The 19,993-nt window shown below is 46.8% G+C and carries 14 protein-coding genes; 7 read left to right on the forward strand and 7 right to left on the reverse strand.

The features are described 5' to 3' along the window. Position 1: 1 nt before the first annotated feature. The 6 genes from IGI78_RS11095 to IGI78_RS11120 all read right to left on the reverse strand — a co-directional run bounded on the left by IGI78_RS11095 (position 2) and on the right by IGI78_RS11120 (position 8,361). Complete coding sequence (locus tag IGI78_RS11095; protein ID WP_005225516.1) at positions 2-922, reverse strand: carbohydrate ABC transporter permease; 921 nt, start codon at positions 920-922, stop codon at positions 2-4. A gap of 13 nt (positions 923-935) precedes the next feature. After that, the gene (locus IGI78_RS11100; protein ID WP_086294872.1) at positions 936-1,817 is read right to left on the reverse strand and encodes an ABC transporter permease; all 882 of its coding nucleotides are present in this window, start codon (positions 1,815-1,817) and stop codon (positions 936-938) included. 240 nt (positions 1,818-2,057) lie between these two features. Then, positions 2,058-3,449 carry a glycoside hydrolase family 1 protein gene (locus IGI78_RS11105; protein ID WP_195264757.1) on the reverse strand — a complete coding sequence of 464 codons (1,392 nt, stop codon included), beginning with the start codon at positions 3,447-3,449 and terminating at the stop codon, positions 2,058-2,060. Beyond that, on the reverse strand, positions 3,442-4,317 hold the full coding sequence (locus IGI78_RS11110; protein ID WP_195264755.1) for an ROK family protein: 876 nt from the start codon (positions 4,315-4,317) through the stop codon (positions 3,442-3,444). The genes IGI78_RS11105 and IGI78_RS11110 overlap by 8 nt, the downstream gene beginning before the upstream one ends. A 3-nt stretch (positions 4,318-4,320) precedes the next feature. Further along, a complete protein-coding gene (locus tag IGI78_RS11115; RefSeq protein WP_288362925.1) occupies positions 4,321-6,999 on the reverse strand; it encodes an alpha-mannosidase in 2,679 nt (892 codons plus the stop codon). Between the two features lie 72 nt (positions 7,000-7,071). Next, a complete protein-coding gene (locus IGI78_RS11120; protein ID WP_195264751.1) occupies positions 7,072-8,361 on the reverse strand; it encodes a glycoside hydrolase family 125 protein in 1,290 nt (429 codons plus the stop codon). A gap of 155 nt (positions 8,362-8,516) precedes the next feature. Here IGI78_RS11120 and IGI78_RS11125 point away from each other — a divergent pair, with 155 nt between their 5' ends. Further along, on the forward strand, positions 8,517-9,569 hold the full coding sequence (locus IGI78_RS11125) for a GntR family transcriptional regulator (RefSeq protein ID WP_430618032.1): 1,053 nt from the start codon (positions 8,517-8,519) through the stop codon (positions 9,567-9,569). Between the two features lie 5 nt (positions 9,570-9,574). Then, entirely contained in the window at positions 9,575-11,725 is a 2,151-nt protein-coding gene (locus tag IGI78_RS11130) for a GH92 family glycosyl hydrolase (RefSeq protein WP_430618033.1), read from the forward strand. Positions 11,726-11,810: 85 nt separating this feature from the next. On the opposite strand, the gene IGI78_RS11135 is transcribed toward IGI78_RS11130, so the two are convergent. Continuing rightward, on the reverse strand, positions 11,811-12,617 hold the full coding sequence (locus IGI78_RS11135) for a Cof-type HAD-IIB family hydrolase (RefSeq protein WP_081118209.1): 807 nt from the start codon (positions 12,615-12,617) through the stop codon (positions 11,811-11,813). Positions 12,618-12,789: 172 nt separating this feature from the next. On the opposite strand from IGI78_RS11135, the gene IGI78_RS11140 reads away from it, so the two are divergent. From IGI78_RS11140 to IGI78_RS11160, 5 genes are all read left to right on the forward strand, one after another. Beyond that, a complete protein-coding gene (locus tag IGI78_RS11140) occupies positions 12,790-13,785 on the forward strand; it encodes an ROK family protein (protein ID WP_081118210.1) in 996 nt (331 codons plus the stop codon). Positions 13,786-13,822: 37 nt separating this feature from the next. Continuing rightward, positions 13,823-15,664 carry an FAD/NAD(P)-binding protein gene (locus IGI78_RS11145; RefSeq protein WP_081118211.1) on the forward strand — a complete coding sequence of 614 codons (1,842 nt, stop codon included), beginning with the start codon at positions 13,823-13,825 and terminating at the stop codon, positions 15,662-15,664. Between the two features lie 198 nt (positions 15,665-15,862). After that, on the forward strand, positions 15,863-16,801 hold the full coding sequence (locus IGI78_RS11150; RefSeq protein ID WP_077452765.1) for an AAA family ATPase: 939 nt from the start codon (positions 15,863-15,865) through the stop codon (positions 16,799-16,801). Between the two features lie 2 nt (positions 16,802-16,803). Then, a complete protein-coding gene (locus IGI78_RS11155) occupies positions 16,804-17,847 on the forward strand; it encodes a DUF58 domain-containing protein (RefSeq protein WP_081118212.1) in 1,044 nt (347 codons plus the stop codon). Further along, positions 17,844-19,982: a transglutaminase-like domain-containing protein gene (locus IGI78_RS11160; RefSeq protein WP_430618034.1), complete on the forward strand. Its 2,139-nt coding sequence runs from the start codon at positions 17,844-17,846 to the stop codon at positions 19,980-19,982. Before IGI78_RS11155 ends, IGI78_RS11160 begins: the two co-directional genes overlap by 4 nt. Positions 19,983-19,993: the final 11 nt, after the last annotated feature.

Below are 19,993 nucleotides of genomic sequence, written 5' to 3' on the forward strand. Positions count from 1 at the left end.
ATTATTCTTTGACGCCACCAATTGTCAGACCACCGACAAAATACCGTTGGAAGAATGGATAGGTGATCGCAATCGGTAAGGTTGCAACAACAACGATTGCCATGCGAGCAGTTTCGCTTGGCAAAGCGGCCAAACCGCCTTGGATCTGGGCAGCCATGCCGGAGCTTTTGGCTAGATAGTCCAAGTTGCTTTGAATCCGCATCAAAAGTGCTTGTAACGGCACTAAAGAGTCTTTTTGAATATACAACAATGCATTGAACCAGTCGTTCCAATAGCCAAGAGCGGCAAATAGACTGATCGTCGCGATCCCTGGAACCGCTAAGGGCAACACGATGGATAGAAAAATCTTCATTTCGCTGGCACCGTCGATGCGCGCAGATTCTATAATACTATCTGGTACCGTCTTTTTAAAGAAGGTCCGCATAACAAGGATATTAAAAGGCCCTAAGGCAAGGGGTAAAATCAATGCCCAAATCGTGTCTTTCAATTGGATCAAGTTGACCATCACTAAGTAATTGGCAACCATCCCTGGCGCAAACAACATGGTGATCAAAGCGAAGATCGTAAAGAACCGACGGAATGGAAAATTTGAGCGAGAGATGACATAGGCATAGAGCGAAGTCATCGTTGCATTGACGAAGGTACCAAAAACAGTGATAAAAATAGATACGCCAAATGCTTGGAAAATTTTGCTGCTCATTTGTCCGCTAAACAAATAGGTATACGCTGCGAAGGAAAATTCTTGTGGCCAAAAACGATAGCCGTTTTCTGCCAAAGAGGTTTCACTGGTCAATGAGATCGCAATCACAAAGAGAAACGGCAAGACACAGGAAATCGCGAACAAACCAATCACGATATTAAAAATCAGGTTGACCGTTGGGTTAAAGGAGCGGATCTCGACTTTCGTTACTTTTTTCTTCATTTATCCATCCTCCTTAGAATAATGCTGAATCTGGTTCTAGTTTACGAACAACCAAATTCGCTGTTAGTAATAATAATGCCCCAACCACTGATTGATAAAGGCCGGCAGCTGCGGTCATCCCGAAGTCGCCTGTGGCAGTCAGTCCATTATAAATGTACGTATCTAAAACGGAGGTGACTTGGTACAATGCCCCAGAGTTTCGTGGGACTTGATAGAAAAGTCCGAAGTCGGCACGGAAGATCCCACCGATATTCAAAATCAACAAGACGGAAATCATTGGAATCAGTTGTGGCAGTGTCACATTTTTGATCTGCTGCCATTTGCTGGCGCCATCGACCATCGCGGCTTCGTAATACGTCTGATCGATCCCGACCACTGACGCATAATAGATAATGCTGTTGTAGCCTAAGCTCTTCCAGACATTCATAAAGACGAAAATAAACGGCCACCATTTCGGGTCAGCATACCAGTTGATTCCTTCACCGCCCATACCCGTGATCCATTGGTTGATGATCCCTTTGTCTGGACTCAAAAAGGCATAGACAAAGTACGAAATAACCACCCAAGAAAGGAAGTACGGCAACAGTGACATCGTGTGATAAACTTTTACCAAACGCTTATTGCGTAGCTCACTCATTATAATGGCAAAGGCAATCGCAAAGAATAGGTTGAATGCTAAAAATACGATATTGTAGAGTAGCGTATTTCTAGTGATCAGCCAAGCATCATTGGATGCAAATAAAAATTTAAAGTTATCAAAGCCGACCCATGGGCTTTGTTTCAAACTGGCAAAAAAGCCGTCTGGTGAAATGTGGAAATCTTTGAACGCCACCACATTTGCGAATACAGGTATATAGAAAAAAAAGATAAACCAGACAACACCTGGCAAAGCCATCAATATTAACGCTTTGTATTGCCAGACATTCCTCCAAAACCCCTTTTTCTTCACATCTCATCATCTCCTTCATGCTACTAGAATAACGCTTTCATCCCTAAAAAATAAGGAACAAACTAAAGATAAAATGAAACAAATTAAAGGTCTTTGTTTATATTTTGTTTTTATTCTCTAAAAACCAGAAAAACGTCCTACCTTTTGCAAGATAGGACGCTTCATTGAGTTGTTTTTTATGAATGTTCAGTCGACAAAGCCGTTTTGTAGAATCACTTCGTGGAACCACTCACCGGACTTTTTGATGGTGCGTTTTTGGGTAGCCAAATCGACGGCAATAAATCCGTAACGATTTTTGAATTCATTCAGCCAAGACCAATTGTCCATACAGGTCCACATGTGATACCCGCGGCACTGGCTGCCTTCTTGGATTGCTTGGTGAACATACCGCAAATGATCTTTGATAAAGGTGATGCGGTACTCATCTTGGATCTGACCGCTGGCATCGATAAAGCGTGTTTCATCTTCGACTCCCATGCCGTTTTCTGAAATATAACAAGGGATATTGCCGTAGTTGTCTCGCAGGTTGATCAAGGTATCATAAATACCTCGCTCATAGATCTCCCAGCCTCGATGGGGATTGATTTTCTTTTCTGGCCAATCATAAACATCGAAGTAATCTTCCGGCATTGGAGTGTCCGCTGTTTTGGCAGAATGCTTTTGCTGCACCCGCCGTGGCTGATAATAGTTGACCCCCAAGAGATCGACCGTGTTTTCTTTAATGATCTGCAAATCTTCGGCTCTGGTTTCTGGCATGATCGCCAACTCGTTTAAGACAGCGATCAATTCTTCCGGAAAGGTGCCTTTGACCGCTGGATCTAAGAAGGATCGGTTAAAAAAGGCATCTGCCAGTTGCGCCGCTTGGCCATCTTTTTCATCGTTCGGATCTTTCGGATAAGTCGGTGTCAAATTCAAGATGATGCCGATTTCGCCTGGTTGCTGAGACTGACGGAAGCGTTGGATCGCTAAGGCGCTGGCGAGTGCTTCATGGTAGCCGACTTGCACCGCATGTGCCAAGTTGATTTCTGCTGGGTAATGCTGTTGATACAAATACCCCATCTCCACTGGCACGATCGGTTCATTTTGTGTGAACCAATGACGGACTTGATCACCGAACAACTCAAAACACAAAGCAGCATAATCTGCAAATGCTGTGACAGTCTCGCGATTGAGCCAGCCGCCTTCTTTTTGCAGTGCCATCGGCATATCAAAATGATACAAATTGATGAAAGGCTCGATGCCATTTTCGATCAAAGTGGCGAAGTACTCGCGATAAAACGCCACCGCTTGTTGATTGACCGCTCCTCTTCCTTCTGGCAGCAAGCGACTCCACTGGATCGAGGTTCGAAAAGAATTAAAGCCGATCTCTTTCATCAACGCCACATCTTCTGGGTAACGCTGCAGCAGCTGGACGGTATCTTTTGGTCCCCGTTTTTGATAAAAACGTTCTGGCTCCGTTGCGTACCAATAGTCCCAAATCGAATCGCCTTTGCCATCATCGGCCGTTCGTCCTTCAGTTTGCGGACCGCTGGCGGCGGCTCCCCACCAAAAATCTTTAGGAAAATGCAGGTTAGTCATGGGCAGTCACCTGCTCTTTGCCTAACAAGAGACAGCCGATAATCCCGCTTTTGTTCGGCAAGCCCCAAGTGACGATGTAGTCTTCCACTGGTGGTGTCTCCATATAGCCTGCCATTTGTTTTTGGAAGGATTGTTGGATTTGAGCGAGTAGATGCGGCTGATTCATGACCCCGCCGCCTAAAATGATTTTCTCAGGTGCTAAGGTCAACGTGATATTGACCAGCGCTTGCCCTAGATAAAAGGCTTGCAACCCCCAAATCTCGTGATCTTGCGGCAAGTCTTGTCCTTTGATCCCCGTACGTCCTTCTAAAGAAGGCCCTGCGGCTAATCCTTCCAGACAGTCGCCGTGATAGGGGCAAGTACCCTCATACGTATCTTCACTGTGGCGTTTGACATAGGTATGACCGATTTCTGGATGACCGATCCCTTCGAAAATCTTTCCTTCACGAACGACCCCGGCGCCAATGCCGGTCCCTACCGTCAAATAGACACAGCTGTCTTTGCCTTGCGCCGCTCCTTGGCGTAATTCCCCATAAGCGGCAGCATTGACATCTGTTGTCCAAGCAAATGCTGTCTCTGGGTAGCGCTTCTTCAATGCACCGAGAAAATCGAACTGCTGCCAGCCCTTTTTTGGCGTGGCTAGTATGTGGCCATAGGTCGCTTGGGTTGGATCGATCCCGATCGGACCAAAGGAACCGACCCCTAATGACACGAGATCGTAGGGATCGAAAAAGGCAAAGATCGCCGCTAACGTTTCCTCTGGTGTTGTCGTTGGGATCGACTCTTGGGCGATGATCGTCAGCTGGTCATCGGCAACGGCACAAATCATTTTTGTGCCGCCGGCTTCAATTCCTCCGTAAACCATCATTTCTCACTCCTTTACTCCAATGGTACGAATTTCATATGGGTGTAATTGCTCATTGACGCTCGATGCTTGTTCTTCCTCTAAAAGATTCAACAGACAAAGTGCCGCCTGCTCTTTTTGCACGTGAAAGGCAGTGGCTTGATCCGCCAAATTATAGCCCCGCAAAACGATCTGATGGTCTTGGCGATTGCGTTTTAAGGCGGTGATAGCTACCGTCGATCCATGAGCTTCCATGTATTGGTTGCTGCTGGCTAGCTTGCCTTGATGCTTGTCGGTCTGACTTGCCGTCCAAGGAACTTGGGCAGCTTGTGCTTGGCGATACGTTTCATAACGTTCTTCAGGAGCCCCATGACAGGCTACGCCGTATTCAAAGGTGTGGCTGCCTAAGCATTGCGCTTCTGGTGTTGGGAAGTAGCCCCAATCGCCTAGCTCTCCCGTACAGCGCAACAAGGTCAAGCAGATCTGATCCTTCACGATTTCATATTCGTTCAAACCAAAATTAGAAACCGTCATGCCACCTGTTTCATCATGCAAGTTGACAAAGGCGTGCTGATGCTGCGGATTTGTTGGGTTTTCCCAATGACTGGAAACCTGATTTGGCCGTTTTACGACTTCATAAATGCTGTCAGCTTCATGGAAATCCGTGGTGATCCCTGTTGGGAATAACACCCGCAGTCGGTGATCTTTGCTTTGGTTGTTGACGGTGGTTTTAAATGCCAGGCGGTTGCTGGTTCGTTCTAAGCGAATCTCCGTCTCGATCTTGAAAGCAACCAATTCTTGACTCCGCTGTGCCTTACGGAAACGGAAATCGACGACAGCTTTTTGTTCTTCTAACAAACGGTCATCTGCTGAAACAGGAATCTGTAATTCTTGCGTCAGTCGCACGACTCCCACCAGCGGATCGTTTTGTTCGATCGTCACGTGATGCGGAAATTGCGTCGATAAGATTGCTTGATCTCCTTCTGGTTGTTTGAAAATGTACTCATTGGCGATATCCCCCACATCCTCGAAAACCAGTAAATTGCGATAGGTTTTTTGGGTTGCTTTGTCTGTAATCGTCAAGCTGCCGTTTTCAGTAATGACGGCTTCCAAATGTGCGTTGGCAAGTTTACGCCCTCCTTCTGAAACGATCGGTGCACTCTCTACAGGCGTAGCGGCTTTTTCCACTAGGGCAAAGGTCTGCCATGAAAATTCCGGCAACTGGTTTGCTTCTACTTGGACCGTGACAAAGCGTTTCATGAAAGGAATCCGAAAGGCATCTTTAGGCAATTCATAGTCAAAAAGCACCTCTTCTTCACTGATGATCGCAGCAACAGGGTTCCCCTGTTCATCGATCACCGAATATGAACCTTTTGGCTTCGCCAACAATTCGTGGTAAAGCTTGCTTGGCAATCCTTCACGGAATGTTTTACGCTCAAGTTCGATCACCACTTCCACTAAACCAGAACGCGTGCTGCCAGTGGTGTTGAAGACCACGAAGGGGCGACTCTCCTCAGGAAACTGGCTCGTGTCGATGGCGGCTACTAAATTGCGTAACGCTTCATCTGCCACAAACTTGCCGATTTCATTGGCTTTTTCAAATCGCGGCATCATTTCTCGGTGTACCTCGTCCACTGAGCAGCCGCAGATGCTGTCGTGAGGATGATTTTGCATCAGAGTTTTCCACGCATGATCCAACATATCGTGAGGATAGCTGCCGCTTGCTTCATAAGCCATAGTTGCTAATGGCTCCGCAACATTTTCTAATTGGCGGGAAACCTTTGTATTCCATTGTTTTAAATAGACTCGGGAAGAGGCGGTATTGGCTAAAGTATACCAACCATCGGTTTCTTGACTGGTCAATTCACCTGTAACAGTTCCTAGGTCATCTGGCAGATCTGCTTGCACTGCTTCAAGGTATTCGGTAAAGCTGGCGTGCTTGAATTCATACTCTGGGAAAAGCTCGTTGGCTGTATGAATCGCTGCCGAAATGTCTTTTTGGACGGGTTGATGATCGACCCCATTCATCATTAAATAATGATTGGTGGCACCAAATTTTTCTACATCTTGCAGTTTTTGCGTCCAAAAGGCTTTGGCTTCTGCTTTATCCACTGGAATCTCATTGCCATTGGAGTACCAGTTGGCAAAGAGTAGACCAAAGATTTGACTGCCATCTGGACCTTCCCAATGCATTTCAGAATATTGGGAAGTAAATTGATCATCGGGTAAAACTTCGTTGTCAAAGCCGATCGGTTTGACGCCACGACCAAATGCAGCACTTTCAAGATTGGCTTGCAGCATCATTTGCGGGGTTTGCCCCATATTACCAAAAGTATCTGGGAAATACCCCAACATAACGGGGGTGCCCCACTTTTTGCTTTCTGCCATTCCAATCAGCATGTTACGGGTGTTTGATTCAGCACTGATCAAAAAGTCATCTTGCAAAATATAAAACGGACCGATCTGTAATTTTCCTTGTTGGATGGCCGCTTTGACCGCTTCGCGTTTTTCAGGTCGCACTTCTAAATAGTCATCCAAGATGATCGTCTGTCCATCTAGATGGAAGCTGTGGAACTCAGGGTCATTTTCAATTAATTCTAAAAGATCATCCATCAATTCAACTAGCCGCATGTGATGCTGTTCGTAAGGCATGTACCACTCCCGATCCCAGTGGCTGTGTGAGATGATATAAACTTGTTTCTTCATTGATTTTTACTCCTCGCTGTTTGCGTCGTTGGACTGCTTTTGTGTCACTCGAATGGTGGTGAGTAGTGCTGCTTATTTTTCCACTCGGATATCGAAATAATCCATGACCAATTCACAAAACATCATGTTCGCCCACGAGAACCATTCTCTCGTGTATTGCGAAGGATCATCGACATCGAACCCTTCATGCATCAAATTGGTACCCGCATCTGTCGCCACTAACTGATCCAAAATTCGTTTCTTTTCTTCTTTGTCAGTGGTGGTCATCCCTTCCATTGCCATGGCGATCGGCCACACATAATTTTCTGGCGTATGAGAGCTGCCAATGCCTTTGGCGTATTTGCCTTCATAGAAATACGGATTTTCACTGCTTAACAACGTTTTACGGGTCTGAAGATAAAGGGGATCTTCCATACTGCCATACCCCAAGTAAGGAGCGGCGATCAAATTCGGCACATTGCTGTCATCCATCAGGGTGCTATTGCCGAATCCATCCACTTCATAGGCGTAAACTTCTTCGCCAGCTTGGTTTTTGGTCAACCCATGCTCTTTGATGCCCGCTTCGATGTCTGCTTGTAATTTTTTTGCTTGTGCCACGATCGCTGCATCTTCTAAAACCGTCGTAAAGATTTCTTGGATATAGCCTAAGACCACCACCGCAAACATATTGGAGGGAATCAAATAGCCGTATTTGCAGGCATCATCACTTGGTCGAAAGCCTGACCAAGTCAAGCCAACGGGTTTCACCGGTGCTCCTTTGCCGTCATGAGTCAAGGTATCTTCTTTTCGCCAGGTATCCCGTTCAAAGCGATACGGGGATTCCGCATGGTTTTGTTCTGTCACAAACACCTCCAAGGCTTTTTTGATGCCTGTTACAAAATCATCATTGAACTGATCGGTTCTGCCTGTGTTTTTATATAGCAGATAGGCCAGTTGGATCGGATAACACAAAGAGTCGATCTCATATTTGCGTTCCCAGATCCAATCGTTCATTTCTGTATCGTCTGTTTGGTGGCCAGCACCATTGGCTGATTCGTTAAAGGCATTTGCATAAGGATCGATCGTAATATAGTAGAATTGCTTCTTGACTAACCCGCTGATCATGCTTGCTAAGTCTTCGTCTTCTTTGGCGATCACTAAATAGGGACGAACTTGCGCAGTGGAATCTCGCAGCCACATCGCTGGAATATCCCCCGTCAGTAAAAAGGTCGTGCCATCCTCATGACGCTTGACCGTCGTTAATAGTGTATTGGCAAAAGCTGCGTTAAAATTTTTCGCCCAATCGGCATGCGTTTCTCCGCATAGATCCGTAATCGTTTCCATAAATGTTGCTACTGAAGTTGGTATTTCTTTATAAACCATTCCATCACCTTCCCTGATTTGATATATCAATTTACGAACCTAGTATATCATGAATCATGTGAATGTCTAGCGCTTTTTCAAAATAATTAAAGGGTTTTCATTTTTATTGGTTTATGGTATGCTAACAAATATGATATATCAAAAGGGGTTTTCTTATGAAACAACCATTATATAAAAAAATTTACGCGGAACTTCACGAAGCCATCATTGAAGGCCGTTTGGCTCCGGGCAGTCGTGTTCCTACTGAAAAAGAACTATCTGAACAATACCAAGTCAGTCGGATCACCTCTAAAAGAGCCTTGACGGAACTGGAACAAAATCAGCTGATCTATCGCGTGCAAGGCAGCGGCAGCTTTGTCCGGGAATTGAAGGAAAAAAAAGCGACTGGACGAATTTTGTTTGTCTTGCCCTTTGCCAATGATCTTTCTTTAGGAAACTTTACCGAAGGCATTTACCCAGTGATGCAAGAACACGGCTTTGAACTATTGATGACACCAGTGGATTATTTGAAAAAAACGACGGCAGCTGAGCTGATGCAAGAATTCGACGGCCTGATCTATTACGCTAGCAATACGTTTTCTTACTATGACTTGCTGTTCGAATGTGCTGAAAAGCACTTTCCTATCGTGACCTTAGATAAAAAGTTGCATGAGTTTGAATTTCCAGCGGTCATGCCAGATAACTTTCAAGGTGGACAGCTAGCTACGGAGCATTTACTTGCGTTGGGGCATCAACGGATCGCTTATATTTTTGGTGATACCCATCATCCACAATCCGTCCGTCAGCGTTATCTAGGTTACATCGATGCGCTGAAAAAAGCCCAAAGAACCTTTCGCACCAAGCTAGACGACACGGCTGCCAGCATCGCAAATGCGCTTGACTACCTGGAAGAACATCAGGTCACGGCAGCTGTCTGTGAAAATGACTTGATCGCCATCGAATTGATGCGGGCATTGCGCCAAACAGATCTGCATGTCCCTACCAACATTTCCCTGGTTGGTTTCGATAATATCCAAGCCGCTGCCCTCGTTGATCCAGCCCTAACGACCATCGGGCAGAATTTTGCGGAGATGGGGCGCTTGGCAGGAAAGCAAGTGATTGAGAAAATCAACGCTGCGAAGGCAGCAACCCCAGTACCAACGGAGACGACCACCCATTTAGTGGCGGTTTCTTTGATCAAAAGAGAATCAACCCAATTAAAGGAGTGAACCAAGTGAACGTATCAATGATCGACACACGACACGGAACAGACAACCAATATAGTTTTTCCCATGGCAACTGCCTGCCTTATACAGGGGTTCCTTTTGGCATGAACTACTTTGCCCCGCAAGCCAGTGATCAACGCGGCAGTTGGTGGTTTCATCCAGAAGATCGAACCTTTCAGGGCTTTCGCATCACCCATCAGCCTAGCCCTTGGATGGGGGATTTCAGCCATCTGACGATGCTGCCGATAAACGGCACGCTTTCTGAAAATACCCTTTTCCATGCGCAAAGCTCGTATCGTCCTGAAGAAAGCACCTTTAATCCAGCCTTTCTTAAAATCAAGACACAGCGGTATTTAACAACAACGACTTTGATCCCCAGTATGTATGGCGGTGTGCTGACCATTGAAAACGGCGGGGATCAGCCGGGTCTTGGCTTGTCGCTGCCGGGTGACTATGTCTTAGAACAGTTGGACGAACAGACAGTGGCTGGTCAACTGATCGTATTTTCCGGGTGCGAAGATGAACGCTTCACCTTCCATTTCGTCTACCGTTTCGAAACACCCATCACGGCGATCGATGGTGCCTTGACAGGCAAAGAAGCCTTCGTCGTTCTCCGCTTTGATGATTGCCAAACACAGACGATCCGTTTTGCGACCTCGTTTCTCAGTCGCGAACAAGCTTGCTTAAACTTGCAGCGGGAACAGCAATGGGCTCCTGCCGATTATCTGGCTTCTGTCCAACAGCAATGGAATCATTTTTTGCAAAAAATCGAGATTGAGCATCACGATCAAACACAAGTTTCTACTTTTTATCATAATTTTTATCGCTTATTCTTGTTTCCTCAAACCTTCTTCGAAATCGATCAAGAGGGCCGCAAAATGCATTGGGATACCTTGGCAAAAGCAATCAAACCAGGACCACTGTACACAAACAACGGCTTTTGGGATACGTATAAAACTGTCTACCCGCTCTTTTCACTCTTGGCCGTCGAACAATTGGAAGACATGCTGGAAGGCTTTTTGAACAGTTATCGCGAAAGCGGCTTTTTACCGAAATGGCTATCACCCGATGAGCGTGGATTGATGCCAGGGACGCTGATCGATGCCGTGATCGCTGATGCCGCAGTAAAAGGCATTCGTCCCGATTTGATGCCCGAATTTTTAGCAGCGATGAAAAAAGGCGCCACCGTCCAAAGTGAAAATCCCAATTATGGTCGGCGTGGCACAACGGACTATTTGACTTACGGGTATGTGCCATTGACGCATCATGAATCGGTCAATCACACCCTTGATTATTGTTACAGTGATTTTTGTATTTCACAAGTCGCGCAACAGCTGGGTGACGAGCAAGCAGACTATTATCAGCAGCAATCGCAAAACTACCGCAACATTTTCGATCAGGAAACTGGCTTTATGCGGGCAAAAGATCCCGATGGTGCCTTTCGTCCAGAATTTAGTGACATACGCTGGGGCTTGGATTATGCAGAAGGCAGTGCGTGGCAAAGCAGTTTTGCTGTTTACCATGATTTCGCTGGTTTGATCGCCGAACATGGCGGCAAAGCGGCCTTTGAAGCAAAACTGATCGACTTGTGCAATCAAGAACCTCGCTATACGACAGAAGGCTACGGCTTTGAGATCCATGAAATGAGTGAGATGGCCGCACTCGATTTTGGTCAGCTGGCGATCTCCAATCAGCCAAGCTTCCACTATCCGTATCTATTCAGCTATTTGGGCAAACCAGAAATGGCCCAGCCCTTGATCAAGCAGCTATTGACACAATGCTTCAATGACTCACCAAAAGGCTTTCCTGGCGATGAAGACAACGGCAGCATGGCTGGTTGGTACATCTTCAACTCCTTGGGCTTTTATCCAGTCACACCGGGGACAGGCGAATATGTCATTGGCATGCCATTATTTGATCAAGCAACACTACATCTTGCTTCAGGCAAAGACTTAGTGATCAAGAGCACGCCCAATGCGCCGCAACAGCTCTTCGTGGATAAAATTAAATTGAACGAAGAACCCTTCGAGCGATTGTTTTTCACCCACCAAGAATTGACTGCCGGTGGTACATTGAACTTCCAGCTAGGTATCGTCCCTCGCAGCAAAGAGTGGTCAGCCGATGCTTATCCTTATAGCGTCAGTCAACCACATGCATAACGAAAAAACCGCTCCTTAGCAACAGGCAGCAGTCTACTTTCAGTCAAATGAAAGTGCACGCTGTCCCTGCTATGGAGCGTTTTTTTTATTGGTTCATTTGTAGCGGTAACAGACGTTCGATAGTTTTCAGCACACCATTTTCATCGTTTGATTTGGTCACAAATGCTGCCGCTGCCTTGACTTCCTCAAAGGCATTGCTCATGGCGAAACTAAACGTGCCAGCTGCCATCAACTCCAAATCGTTCAAGCCATCACCGAAAACCATTGTCTCCTCTGGTGTGACGTGCAGCAATTCTTGCAAGTGTGCCACAGTCGTTCCTTTGTGGACGCCTTGATTGGTGATATCGATCCAAGCGGCTTCCGAAGCCACGATGTAGGCGTCGTTTGTAAACTCGCTTAACTGTTGAACATGCTCAAAGCAACGTAGTTTTGGATCAAAAATAGTGAGCTTCACAAAATCTTCTGTGATGGTTTGATAATCCGCCACCGTTTTGACCACCCGGTAAGAGCCACGCACTTTCTGGGCATCTGCTTCATTGGTCGTTTCAGCAATGTACGCCGCAGTCGGTGTACAGGCGATGATCACATGATCTGGCGCAATCGCAGCGAGCTTCGCAATGATCCGCCGCCCTAATTCGTTTGGCAGCAGTGATTCAAAGATGTATTCGCCTTGATGTTTGATGCGGGTCGCGCTATCCCCAAGAATCCAAACATCCGCTGCTGCTTCACCAAACAGTTCTTCCACTCGTTCACACTGTTTGCCGGTACACGCCGCAAAAGCAACCCCCGATTCTTTCATTTGTTGGCTGACTTGTTGATAATAAGGCCGATCAAAACTGCCTTGGCTGTTCAAAAATGTGCCGTCTAAATCTGTGATGACTAATTTGATCATACGTTTCTCTTCCCCTCTACCTCGTGTCCTCTGCATTGCGGATTACTTAATTAATATTATTAATTAAGTATACTTATTTTCAAGTTTTCCGTCAAGTCAGTCTTTTAAAAACTTTACATCGTTTCATCCCGTCGGTATACTTAATTAAATCACTTCATTAAGGAGAACACCTATGGCTTCTACCACCCATTCCATTCGCCAGCAAAACAAACAGCTGGTTTTAAAAACCTTATTTCAAAACGGGGCATTATTCGCCTCCGATTTAGTGAAGAAAACCGGCATCAGCATGGTCACCACTAACTCATTATTAAAAGAATTGTTAACAGAGGGGGAAATCACTAAAGGTCCACTGGAGCAAAAAGAGCTAGGGCGGCCTGCTGTGACCTATCAGCTAAACCAAGACCGAGGCCATTCTCTTTTGCTTAGCTTTATCGATCACGATGGTTCCTTGGCTCTTTGGTCCATGCTGATCGACCGCAAGGGGAAGGTTTTGGCGAAACACGACCAGCCCTTTCCTGATGTCGCCCCTCACCGCTTTCAAGAATGTGTAACGAACGAGCTGGCATTATTTCCCTCTGTAGAACAGATCGCCCTCTTTTTACCAGGAAAAATCAGTGGAGGAACCGTGACTTCCAGCTGGTATGAAAAATTCAATGGCTGGCACCTGGCAGCCCTCGTGGCAGAGGTCACTGCCCTGCCCTTCTACTGTCAAAACGATGCCCATATTTTAACGATCGGCTATTGCATCGCCCAACAGATCTCCTTGCAGCAAACCATCGTCGGCATGTACAATCCCGAAAAAAGCATGCCTGGTATCACGCTCCTGGTCAATGGTGCGCTTTTAGAAGGGAAAGATGCCCTAGCGGGAGAGGCAAAATTTTTGCCCGGCTACTTAGATCAAGGGGTACCGCAAGACCGCAGGGCTTTGGTCCAGCGCCTGGCAAGCTTACTGCCATTTTACAATGCAGCTTTTGCCCCCCACTGTATCATTTTAGCCAGCAGTGATGCGGTAAAAACCGATCTCTTAGACGCGATCCAAAAAAATCCATTGCTGCAGCAACAACCCAATCAGCCCGCTTTCCATTATATCGATGCTATCGAGGAAGCCATGGTGCTAGGCATGCACTGGCTGATTTTCCGCAGGACACCTTTTGACTTAGCTCGTTGACGACACAAAGACCATAGAATAATTGAGGCGGTGTGATATGAAAATAGCGATCATTGGTGCTGGTCCTCGTGGACTTTCACTTTCCGAACGACTGATTGCTCATAGCAAACAAAACAAACAAGCCATCGACTTGCTGCTGTTTGATCCCTTTCTTCCTGGGGCAGTTTGGCGCACGGACCAATCGGCAGATCTGCTATTGAATTCTGTGACCAGTCAAGTCACCCTTTTCACGGATGACACATTAAGCACCGGCGGCCCCGTGGTCAAAGGACCTACCTTATACGAATGGGCAGTGACAGAAGGGAAACATTTCGCAGCCACGCATGCCCCTGAGCTCGTTGCGGAATGCACAGCACTTGATTCACTTGATCCTAACGGGCATTGCTCACGGGCGTTATATGGACTCTATCAGCAGTGGTTTTATCAGCAGTTGTTAATAGCGCTACCTGAATCCATTACCGTCAACCATCTGTCAGATAGGGTCAGCTCCTTGACACCGCTTTCCAACAATCGTTACCAATTGACGACGGCTCACCAAACATTCCTTGTTGATGCCGTCGTCTTAGCTACAGGCCATTCACAAGCCCAACTGTCAGCAGCAGAACAACAATTGGCGAATGCTGCCGAAAAAAATGGCTGGTTTTATGCACCGCCAGCCAATGCGGCAGATACGGATCTAACGGCTGTAAAAGCCGGAGAACCTGTGATTTTACGAGGACTAGGACTTGCCTTTTACGATTACGTCACCCGCTTGACTAGCGGTCGGGGCGGCACCTTCGTCAAAGTCAATGGATCCCTCGTCTATCAACCTTCTGGTGAAGAACCGCAAATCATCGCCGGTTCTCGGCGGGGTGTCCCGTATCATCCTCGCGGCCGCAATCAAAAAACACCGACCCAGCAGCGAAAGCCCGTTTTTTTTACCCCTGAACGCCTCGCTGCTTGGCAAGCAGCCAAAACGGTTGCTGGCAAGACCTTGCTCTTCTATTTAAAAAAAGAGGCAGAACTCGTCTATTATCAGACGCTGCTTTCAGAAAAACAATGGCTTGGCAAAGATCAGCTTGCCGCTTTTACCACCGCCTTTGTTGCCACGGAAGGATCTGAAGACTTGCTAAAAAAATGGCAGCTTCCTACGACGGAGTGGTGGTCATGGCAACAACTAGCCGATCCCTTTGCTCAGAAAAAGCAGCAGTCGTTGCAAGACTTTTTCATTGCGCTATTACGTACCCAAATCCAAGATGCCGAAAAAGGCAATCTAACAGGACCTATCAGCAGTGCCTTGGAAGTCTTCAAAGATCTGCGGGACCCGATCCGGTTTGTTCTCGATCATCAGCTAATGCCAGCACAAGACCTGAAAACACTTTTTTGGCAGTCTTTCGTTCCCTTGAACAGCTTCTTATCGATTGGTCCGCCGGTTCAGCGCCTGCAGGAACTGGTGGCCTTGATGGAAGCGGGAGTGGTGACCTTACTAGGTCCTGACATGACTGTTGAAATCGAGGAGGCTTATTGTACGTATTCAAAGCGATTTCCCGACACACGCTATCACGCGACGCAACTAATTGAGGCCCGCATTCCATCGACAGCGATTCGTCGAACCAACAGTTCCTTGTTGCGGCAACTGCTAAACGATCGGATCATTCACTCGCACCAGTTGCCGATCCCCAATGAGGAGCCTTTTGAGACGGGTGCTATCGCCATCGATCCTGAGACCAATCAGGTCCTTGGACCAGATGAACGCCCCTACACTACCCTCTATTGTTTTGGGATTCCCACAGAAGGCATCCACTGGCTGACGGCTGCCACTGCTCAGCCGGGAACTGATGCTTGGAATTTACGGCAGGCGGATCAGATCGCCGCTGAGCTTTTGCGCGCATCCCTTTAACAAATGGGGCCATCATTTCCATGAAAAGCAGACACCTGATGAACCATTCGGGGGTCTGCTTTTGTTACGTCTTCCGTCACACTGATTTTTCTTCATTATTTAGAATATTCTTGAAATTTTCTTTAATTGTTACACGAAAATTGCGACAGTTCTAGAAAACCGTTACAATAGAAGAAAAGAACGCAAGGAGGTTGTTTCATGACCGCTGAATTACAAAAAATTGATGCCTTGATCGCAGAAGTGGAAAAAGTGATTTTAGGCAAACGAGATGTGATCCAATTTACCGTAGCTGCGCTGCTTGCTGGCGGGCACGTTTTATTCGAAGATATTCCCGGTGTCGGGAAAACAATGTTGGTCAAGTCGTTAGCAAAAGCCATTCAGAGTGACTACAAGCGAGTCCAGTTTACCCCTGACCTTTTGCCTAACGATATATTAGGTGTCTCGATTTTTAATTCCCAAAGTCACCAGTTCGAGTTTCGTCCTGGTCCGATCTTCACCTCCGTCCTCTTGGCAGATGAGATCAACCGCACCACACCAAGGACGCAAGCCTCGCTTTTAGAAGCCATGTCAGAAAATCATGTCACCATCGACAATCAAACGTACCCATTGAGCCCCCACTTTTTTGTGTTAGCTACCCAAAACCCAATCGAATATGAAGGAACGTATCCCTTGCCCGAAGCCCAATTGGATCGTTTTTTGTTCCGCCTGCATATCGGTTACCCAGATTTTCAAGATGAGCTCGCCCTTTTGACTGGAAAACGACAGCAAAGCTTGGATCAGATCCAAACTATTTTACATGCTGATGAAGTGACTGCTTTAAAAGCGATGGTCGATGACGTATATGTCGATGAGCAAGTCGCACGTTATGCATTGCAGCTGGTGCAAGCAAGTCGACAGCACAATGCCATTGACCTTGGTATCAGTCCACGTGGTGGGATCGCCTTCTTAAAAGGCGCTAAAGCTCTAGCGTTGACGGAAGGCCGCACCTTTGTCACGCCGCAAGACTTGCAGCGAATTTTACCAGCAGTCTTCGGTCATCGTTTATTACTGAAAGGCGGCGTTCATGCTAGCACGGAGACCCTTTCAGATTTGATGAAACAGATGATCCAGCGGGTGCCTGTCCCAACGAGGAAATAGCGATGAAAAAAAAGAAAATTGAACGCCTGCTGCGCATCCTGCTGTTTGGTGCTGTTTATTTTTTGCTGCTGGCTTATTGTGTGATCTTCAATAATAATGCTGGCTGGAGCCTTTGGTTTTTACTGACTTTGTTATTGTTGCTTGATGCAGTATTCTTGCTCCCCTCCCTCAAGAAGGTCCAAATCATTTTAGAAGAATCGATCCAAGCTGAAACACACACAGCGATCACCTTACCGCTGCAAGTCTTCAAGTATCGCCCGACGCTGCTGCCGCTGGTCGATTTCACCTTGCAGTTTGACGATCGTTTCAAGGAAAGTCATCACAGCGCCTTTTATCGAGGCAATCTGATCCGGCTCCAGCTGCCTTGGACCCCAAAGGAGCGCGGCAGCTATGAAGAATTGTCCGTTCAACTGTCCAACCATGATCTCTTTGGCTTTTTTGAAAAAAGCTACGCTGCAGTTGCGAACCAAACGATTTTGATCCTGCCTAAATTGACGCCAGAAGCCGTTACCCTACTGCCTTTTATTAAACAGCAAGTCCGCAGCCAAAGCCACGGGGAACCCAATTTTTCTATTCGACAGTTTCGTCAATACCAGTTAGGGGATTCATTAAAAAATATCGATTGGAAATTATCCAGCAAACAACAGGAATTGATCTATCGCGAACGAGAACACGAAGAAGAACAAGACATCTTTCTGCTCTTTTGGGGAGAAGATCAGCCTGCTTTTGAAGAGACTTTGACACTGTTTTATTCGCTCCACCATTTCTCGCAAAATCAACGACTTTTTCAGCCGCTCTTGATTGGTGACGGATTGACTTCTCCTTACCAAACGGATGCCGCTGCCTATGCCCAGATCCTTCCCTTCGAGAAAGTTCCTGAAGGGGTACCGCTTTTGACTGGCAGCCATCTTATCTTCATTACCCCGGTTTTCACCCCACAACTGGAAAACTACCTCAGTCAGTTGGAAGCAAAAAACAGCTGCCAAGTGTTTACCTACGCTGATTTAATGAGGCAGTTGAATGATCTTGAGGAGGTGGTAGGATGAGATTTATTAAGAAAGCGCTGATTGGTCTTCTGACCTTTTTCAGTCTATCACTGGTGATCTTGCCGTTTATCGCAGTTTATGACCTTGGCAATCAGTTCACCCTTTTAACTTATGCCTTTAGTGTATGTTTGATTTTGACCGTCGTGCCGAAAGTCCGTTACAGTTTGCCTTTGCTGGCAGCCGCTTGGCTGATGGTCTTGTATTGGATCTTTCCTTATGGGACTGCCTTTTCTTTTGATTGGCTGCTGCGTTTTTGGCTGGACCTGCACCGTGCCTTTCAAGAAATTCTCAGCGGTGAAGTCGGCTATATCACCGAACTGGCGGCGGTGACATTGATCGTTAGTTGGGTCTTCTTTTTAGCGATCTTACCGATCACTTATCAACGCTTTTTCTTGATTTACGCTACCATGATCGGCTACTTGCTAACAGTCGTGATTTTTAACCAATTTGATCTGACGTGGCATTTGATCGGTATTTTTCTTTGTGCCTTGGCTTCTTCAATGATCCAGCGCAGCGCCTTTCAATCCAGTCAAATGATCGCCCCCTGGTTCGCCGTGATGCTATTGATTGGTGGATTAGCCGTCACTGCTGTCTACTTGCCGCAAACGAGCCTGCGGGATCAGTTGGCAGCCCGTTCCACGCCTATACGGACAAATCTGAATCAGCTGGGTTTTTATCAATTTATTGAAGAACATGGCACCCCCACTGGTTCTCGCACGGGATTCAGTGAAAACGATCGTCAGTTAGGCGGACCACTACTGGATGATGCGACGATTTTATTTGAAGCGCAACAAGAAACCCCGCATTACTGGCGGGTGGAAAGCAAAGACTTTTATTCTGGTAAGGGCTGGATCAGTACGAGCCGCGAAGAGGCTCGCTTAGAAGCAGAGGCCGTCACGATCGCGGATCAAAGCTATCAGCAAGCCTATCTTGAGAACGAATCCGTTCGGGTCCAATTTCAAAACCATGGAGACTATGTCCCATTGCCCTATGGGCGCAGCACGTTGTCCCTTGAAAACGGTGCTCGCGGTTTTCAAATCAGCGATGCCATCCAGCGGGTCGATCTCATTGATCCACTCCCCGACACCACCTTGACCTTCGATTGGGACCATCCAGATTTTGCCGCAGAAAATCTCCAAAATCTGCCTTTGATCTATCCGGATTCTCCGATCGATTATATCCAGTTACCCGATTCTTTGCCGCAGCGGGTACGAGATCTCGCCGCTGAGATCACCACTGACAGCAACAGTCTGTTTGATCAAGTCACGGCGGTTGAAAGCTATTTGAAAGATCCACTCGTATTCCGCTATTCCAAGACCGATGCCGTCGTGCCTGCAGAAGAGCAAGATTACGTTGATCAATTTTTATTTGAATCACAAGTCGGCTACTGCGACAATTTTTCCACGGCAATGGTCGTGCTACTAAGGAGTTTAGAGATCCCTGCTCGCTGGGCTAAAGGCTTTTCTCCTGGATCCCCCGTGACAGAAAACGGCATCACTACTTATACTGTCCGTAACTTGAATGCCCACTCATGGGTGGAAGTCTACTTTGACGGATACGGCTGGGTTCCTTTTGAACCGACACCTAGTTTCCAAAATCCAGATCGTCCCGTGTTGACGCAAGAATCTACTAGCTCCGAAGAAACACCGACCGCTAGCAGCGAGACAACACCAACGAGCAATACGGAAACAGAAAGTAATGAAACCACGACCAGCAGTTCTGCAACAGCCGCGGTTACCGATGATGTTTGGTTGACTGAGGAGCTGAAACAAACGCTGCGCAATGGCTTCTTTGGAGGCTTAGCTATCTTAGGACTTGGCCTGCTTTTCTATTTCCGCCATTCGTTTTTCCGTATTCATTTATGGTTGATCTGCCGCTTTAACAAACAGCCGCTAGTTGCTGCCTATCCTTTGTTTTTACGGCAAACGACGAAAGTTCTGTACCGTAACGAGGCGGAGCCGCTGATCGATTATGCCCAACGACTCGAAGCATTCTACCCACTGTTCCATGGTGATTTTATCCGCTTGACGCAGCAATACGAAGCCTACCTTTACAGCCAAGAACAGCCGGCTGGTCAAGAAGCCTTCTTGAAGCAAGTCGCTGCCCAAATCAGTCAGCTGAAAAAACTCAACTAAGCAATGAGGAG

This window comes from Enterococcus sp. DIV1767, from assembly GCF_050542585.1.
Taxonomy (GTDB): Bacteria; Bacillota; Bacilli; order Lactobacillales; family Enterococcaceae; genus Enterococcus_D; species Enterococcus_D innesii.

What these genes read in the sequence shown, in the direction of transcription:
- IGI78_RS11095 (WP_005225516.1), bottom strand. Translation starts at nt 922, where the DNA reads ATGAAGAAAAAAGTAACGAAAGTCGAGATCCGCTCCTTTAACCCAACG.
- IGI78_RS11100 (WP_086294872.1), bottom strand. Translation starts at nt 1,817, where the DNA reads ATGGCTTTGCCAGGTGTTGTCTGGTTTATCTTTTTTTTCTATATACCT.
- IGI78_RS11105 (WP_195264757.1), bottom strand. Translation starts at nt 3,449, where the DNA reads ATGACTAACCTGCATTTTCCTAAAGATTTTTGGTGGGGAGCCGCCGCC.
- IGI78_RS11110 (WP_195264755.1), bottom strand. Translation starts at nt 4,317, where the DNA reads ATGATGGTTTACGGAGGAATTGAAGCCGGCGGCACAAAAATGATTTGT.
- IGI78_RS11115 (WP_288362925.1), bottom strand. Translation starts at nt 6,999, where the DNA reads ATGAAGAAACAAGTTTATATCATCTCACACAGCCACTGGGATCGGGAG.
- IGI78_RS11120 (WP_195264751.1), bottom strand. Translation starts at nt 8,361, where the DNA reads ATGGTTTATAAAGAAATACCAACTTCAGTAGCAACATTTATGGAAACG.
- IGI78_RS11125 (WP_430618032.1), top strand. Translation starts at nt 8,517, where the DNA reads ATGAAACAACCATTATATAAAAAAATTTACGCGGAACTTCACGAAGCC.
- IGI78_RS11135 (WP_081118209.1), bottom strand. Translation starts at nt 12,617, where the DNA reads ATGATCAAATTAGTCATCACAGATTTAGACGGCACATTTTTGAACAGC.
- IGI78_RS11140 (WP_081118210.1), top strand. Translation starts at nt 12,790, where the DNA reads ATGGCTTCTACCACCCATTCCATTCGCCAGCAAAACAAACAGCTGGTT.
- IGI78_RS11145 (WP_081118211.1), top strand. Translation starts at nt 13,823, where the DNA reads ATGAAAATAGCGATCATTGGTGCTGGTCCTCGTGGACTTTCACTTTCC.
- IGI78_RS11150 (WP_077452765.1), top strand. Translation starts at nt 15,863, where the DNA reads ATGACCGCTGAATTACAAAAAATTGATGCCTTGATCGCAGAAGTGGAA.
- IGI78_RS11155 (WP_081118212.1), top strand. Translation starts at nt 16,804, where the DNA reads ATGAAAAAAAAGAAAATTGAACGCCTGCTGCGCATCCTGCTGTTTGGT.
- IGI78_RS11160 (WP_430618034.1), top strand. Translation starts at nt 17,844, where the DNA reads ATGAGATTTATTAAGAAAGCGCTGATTGGTCTTCTGACCTTTTTCAGT.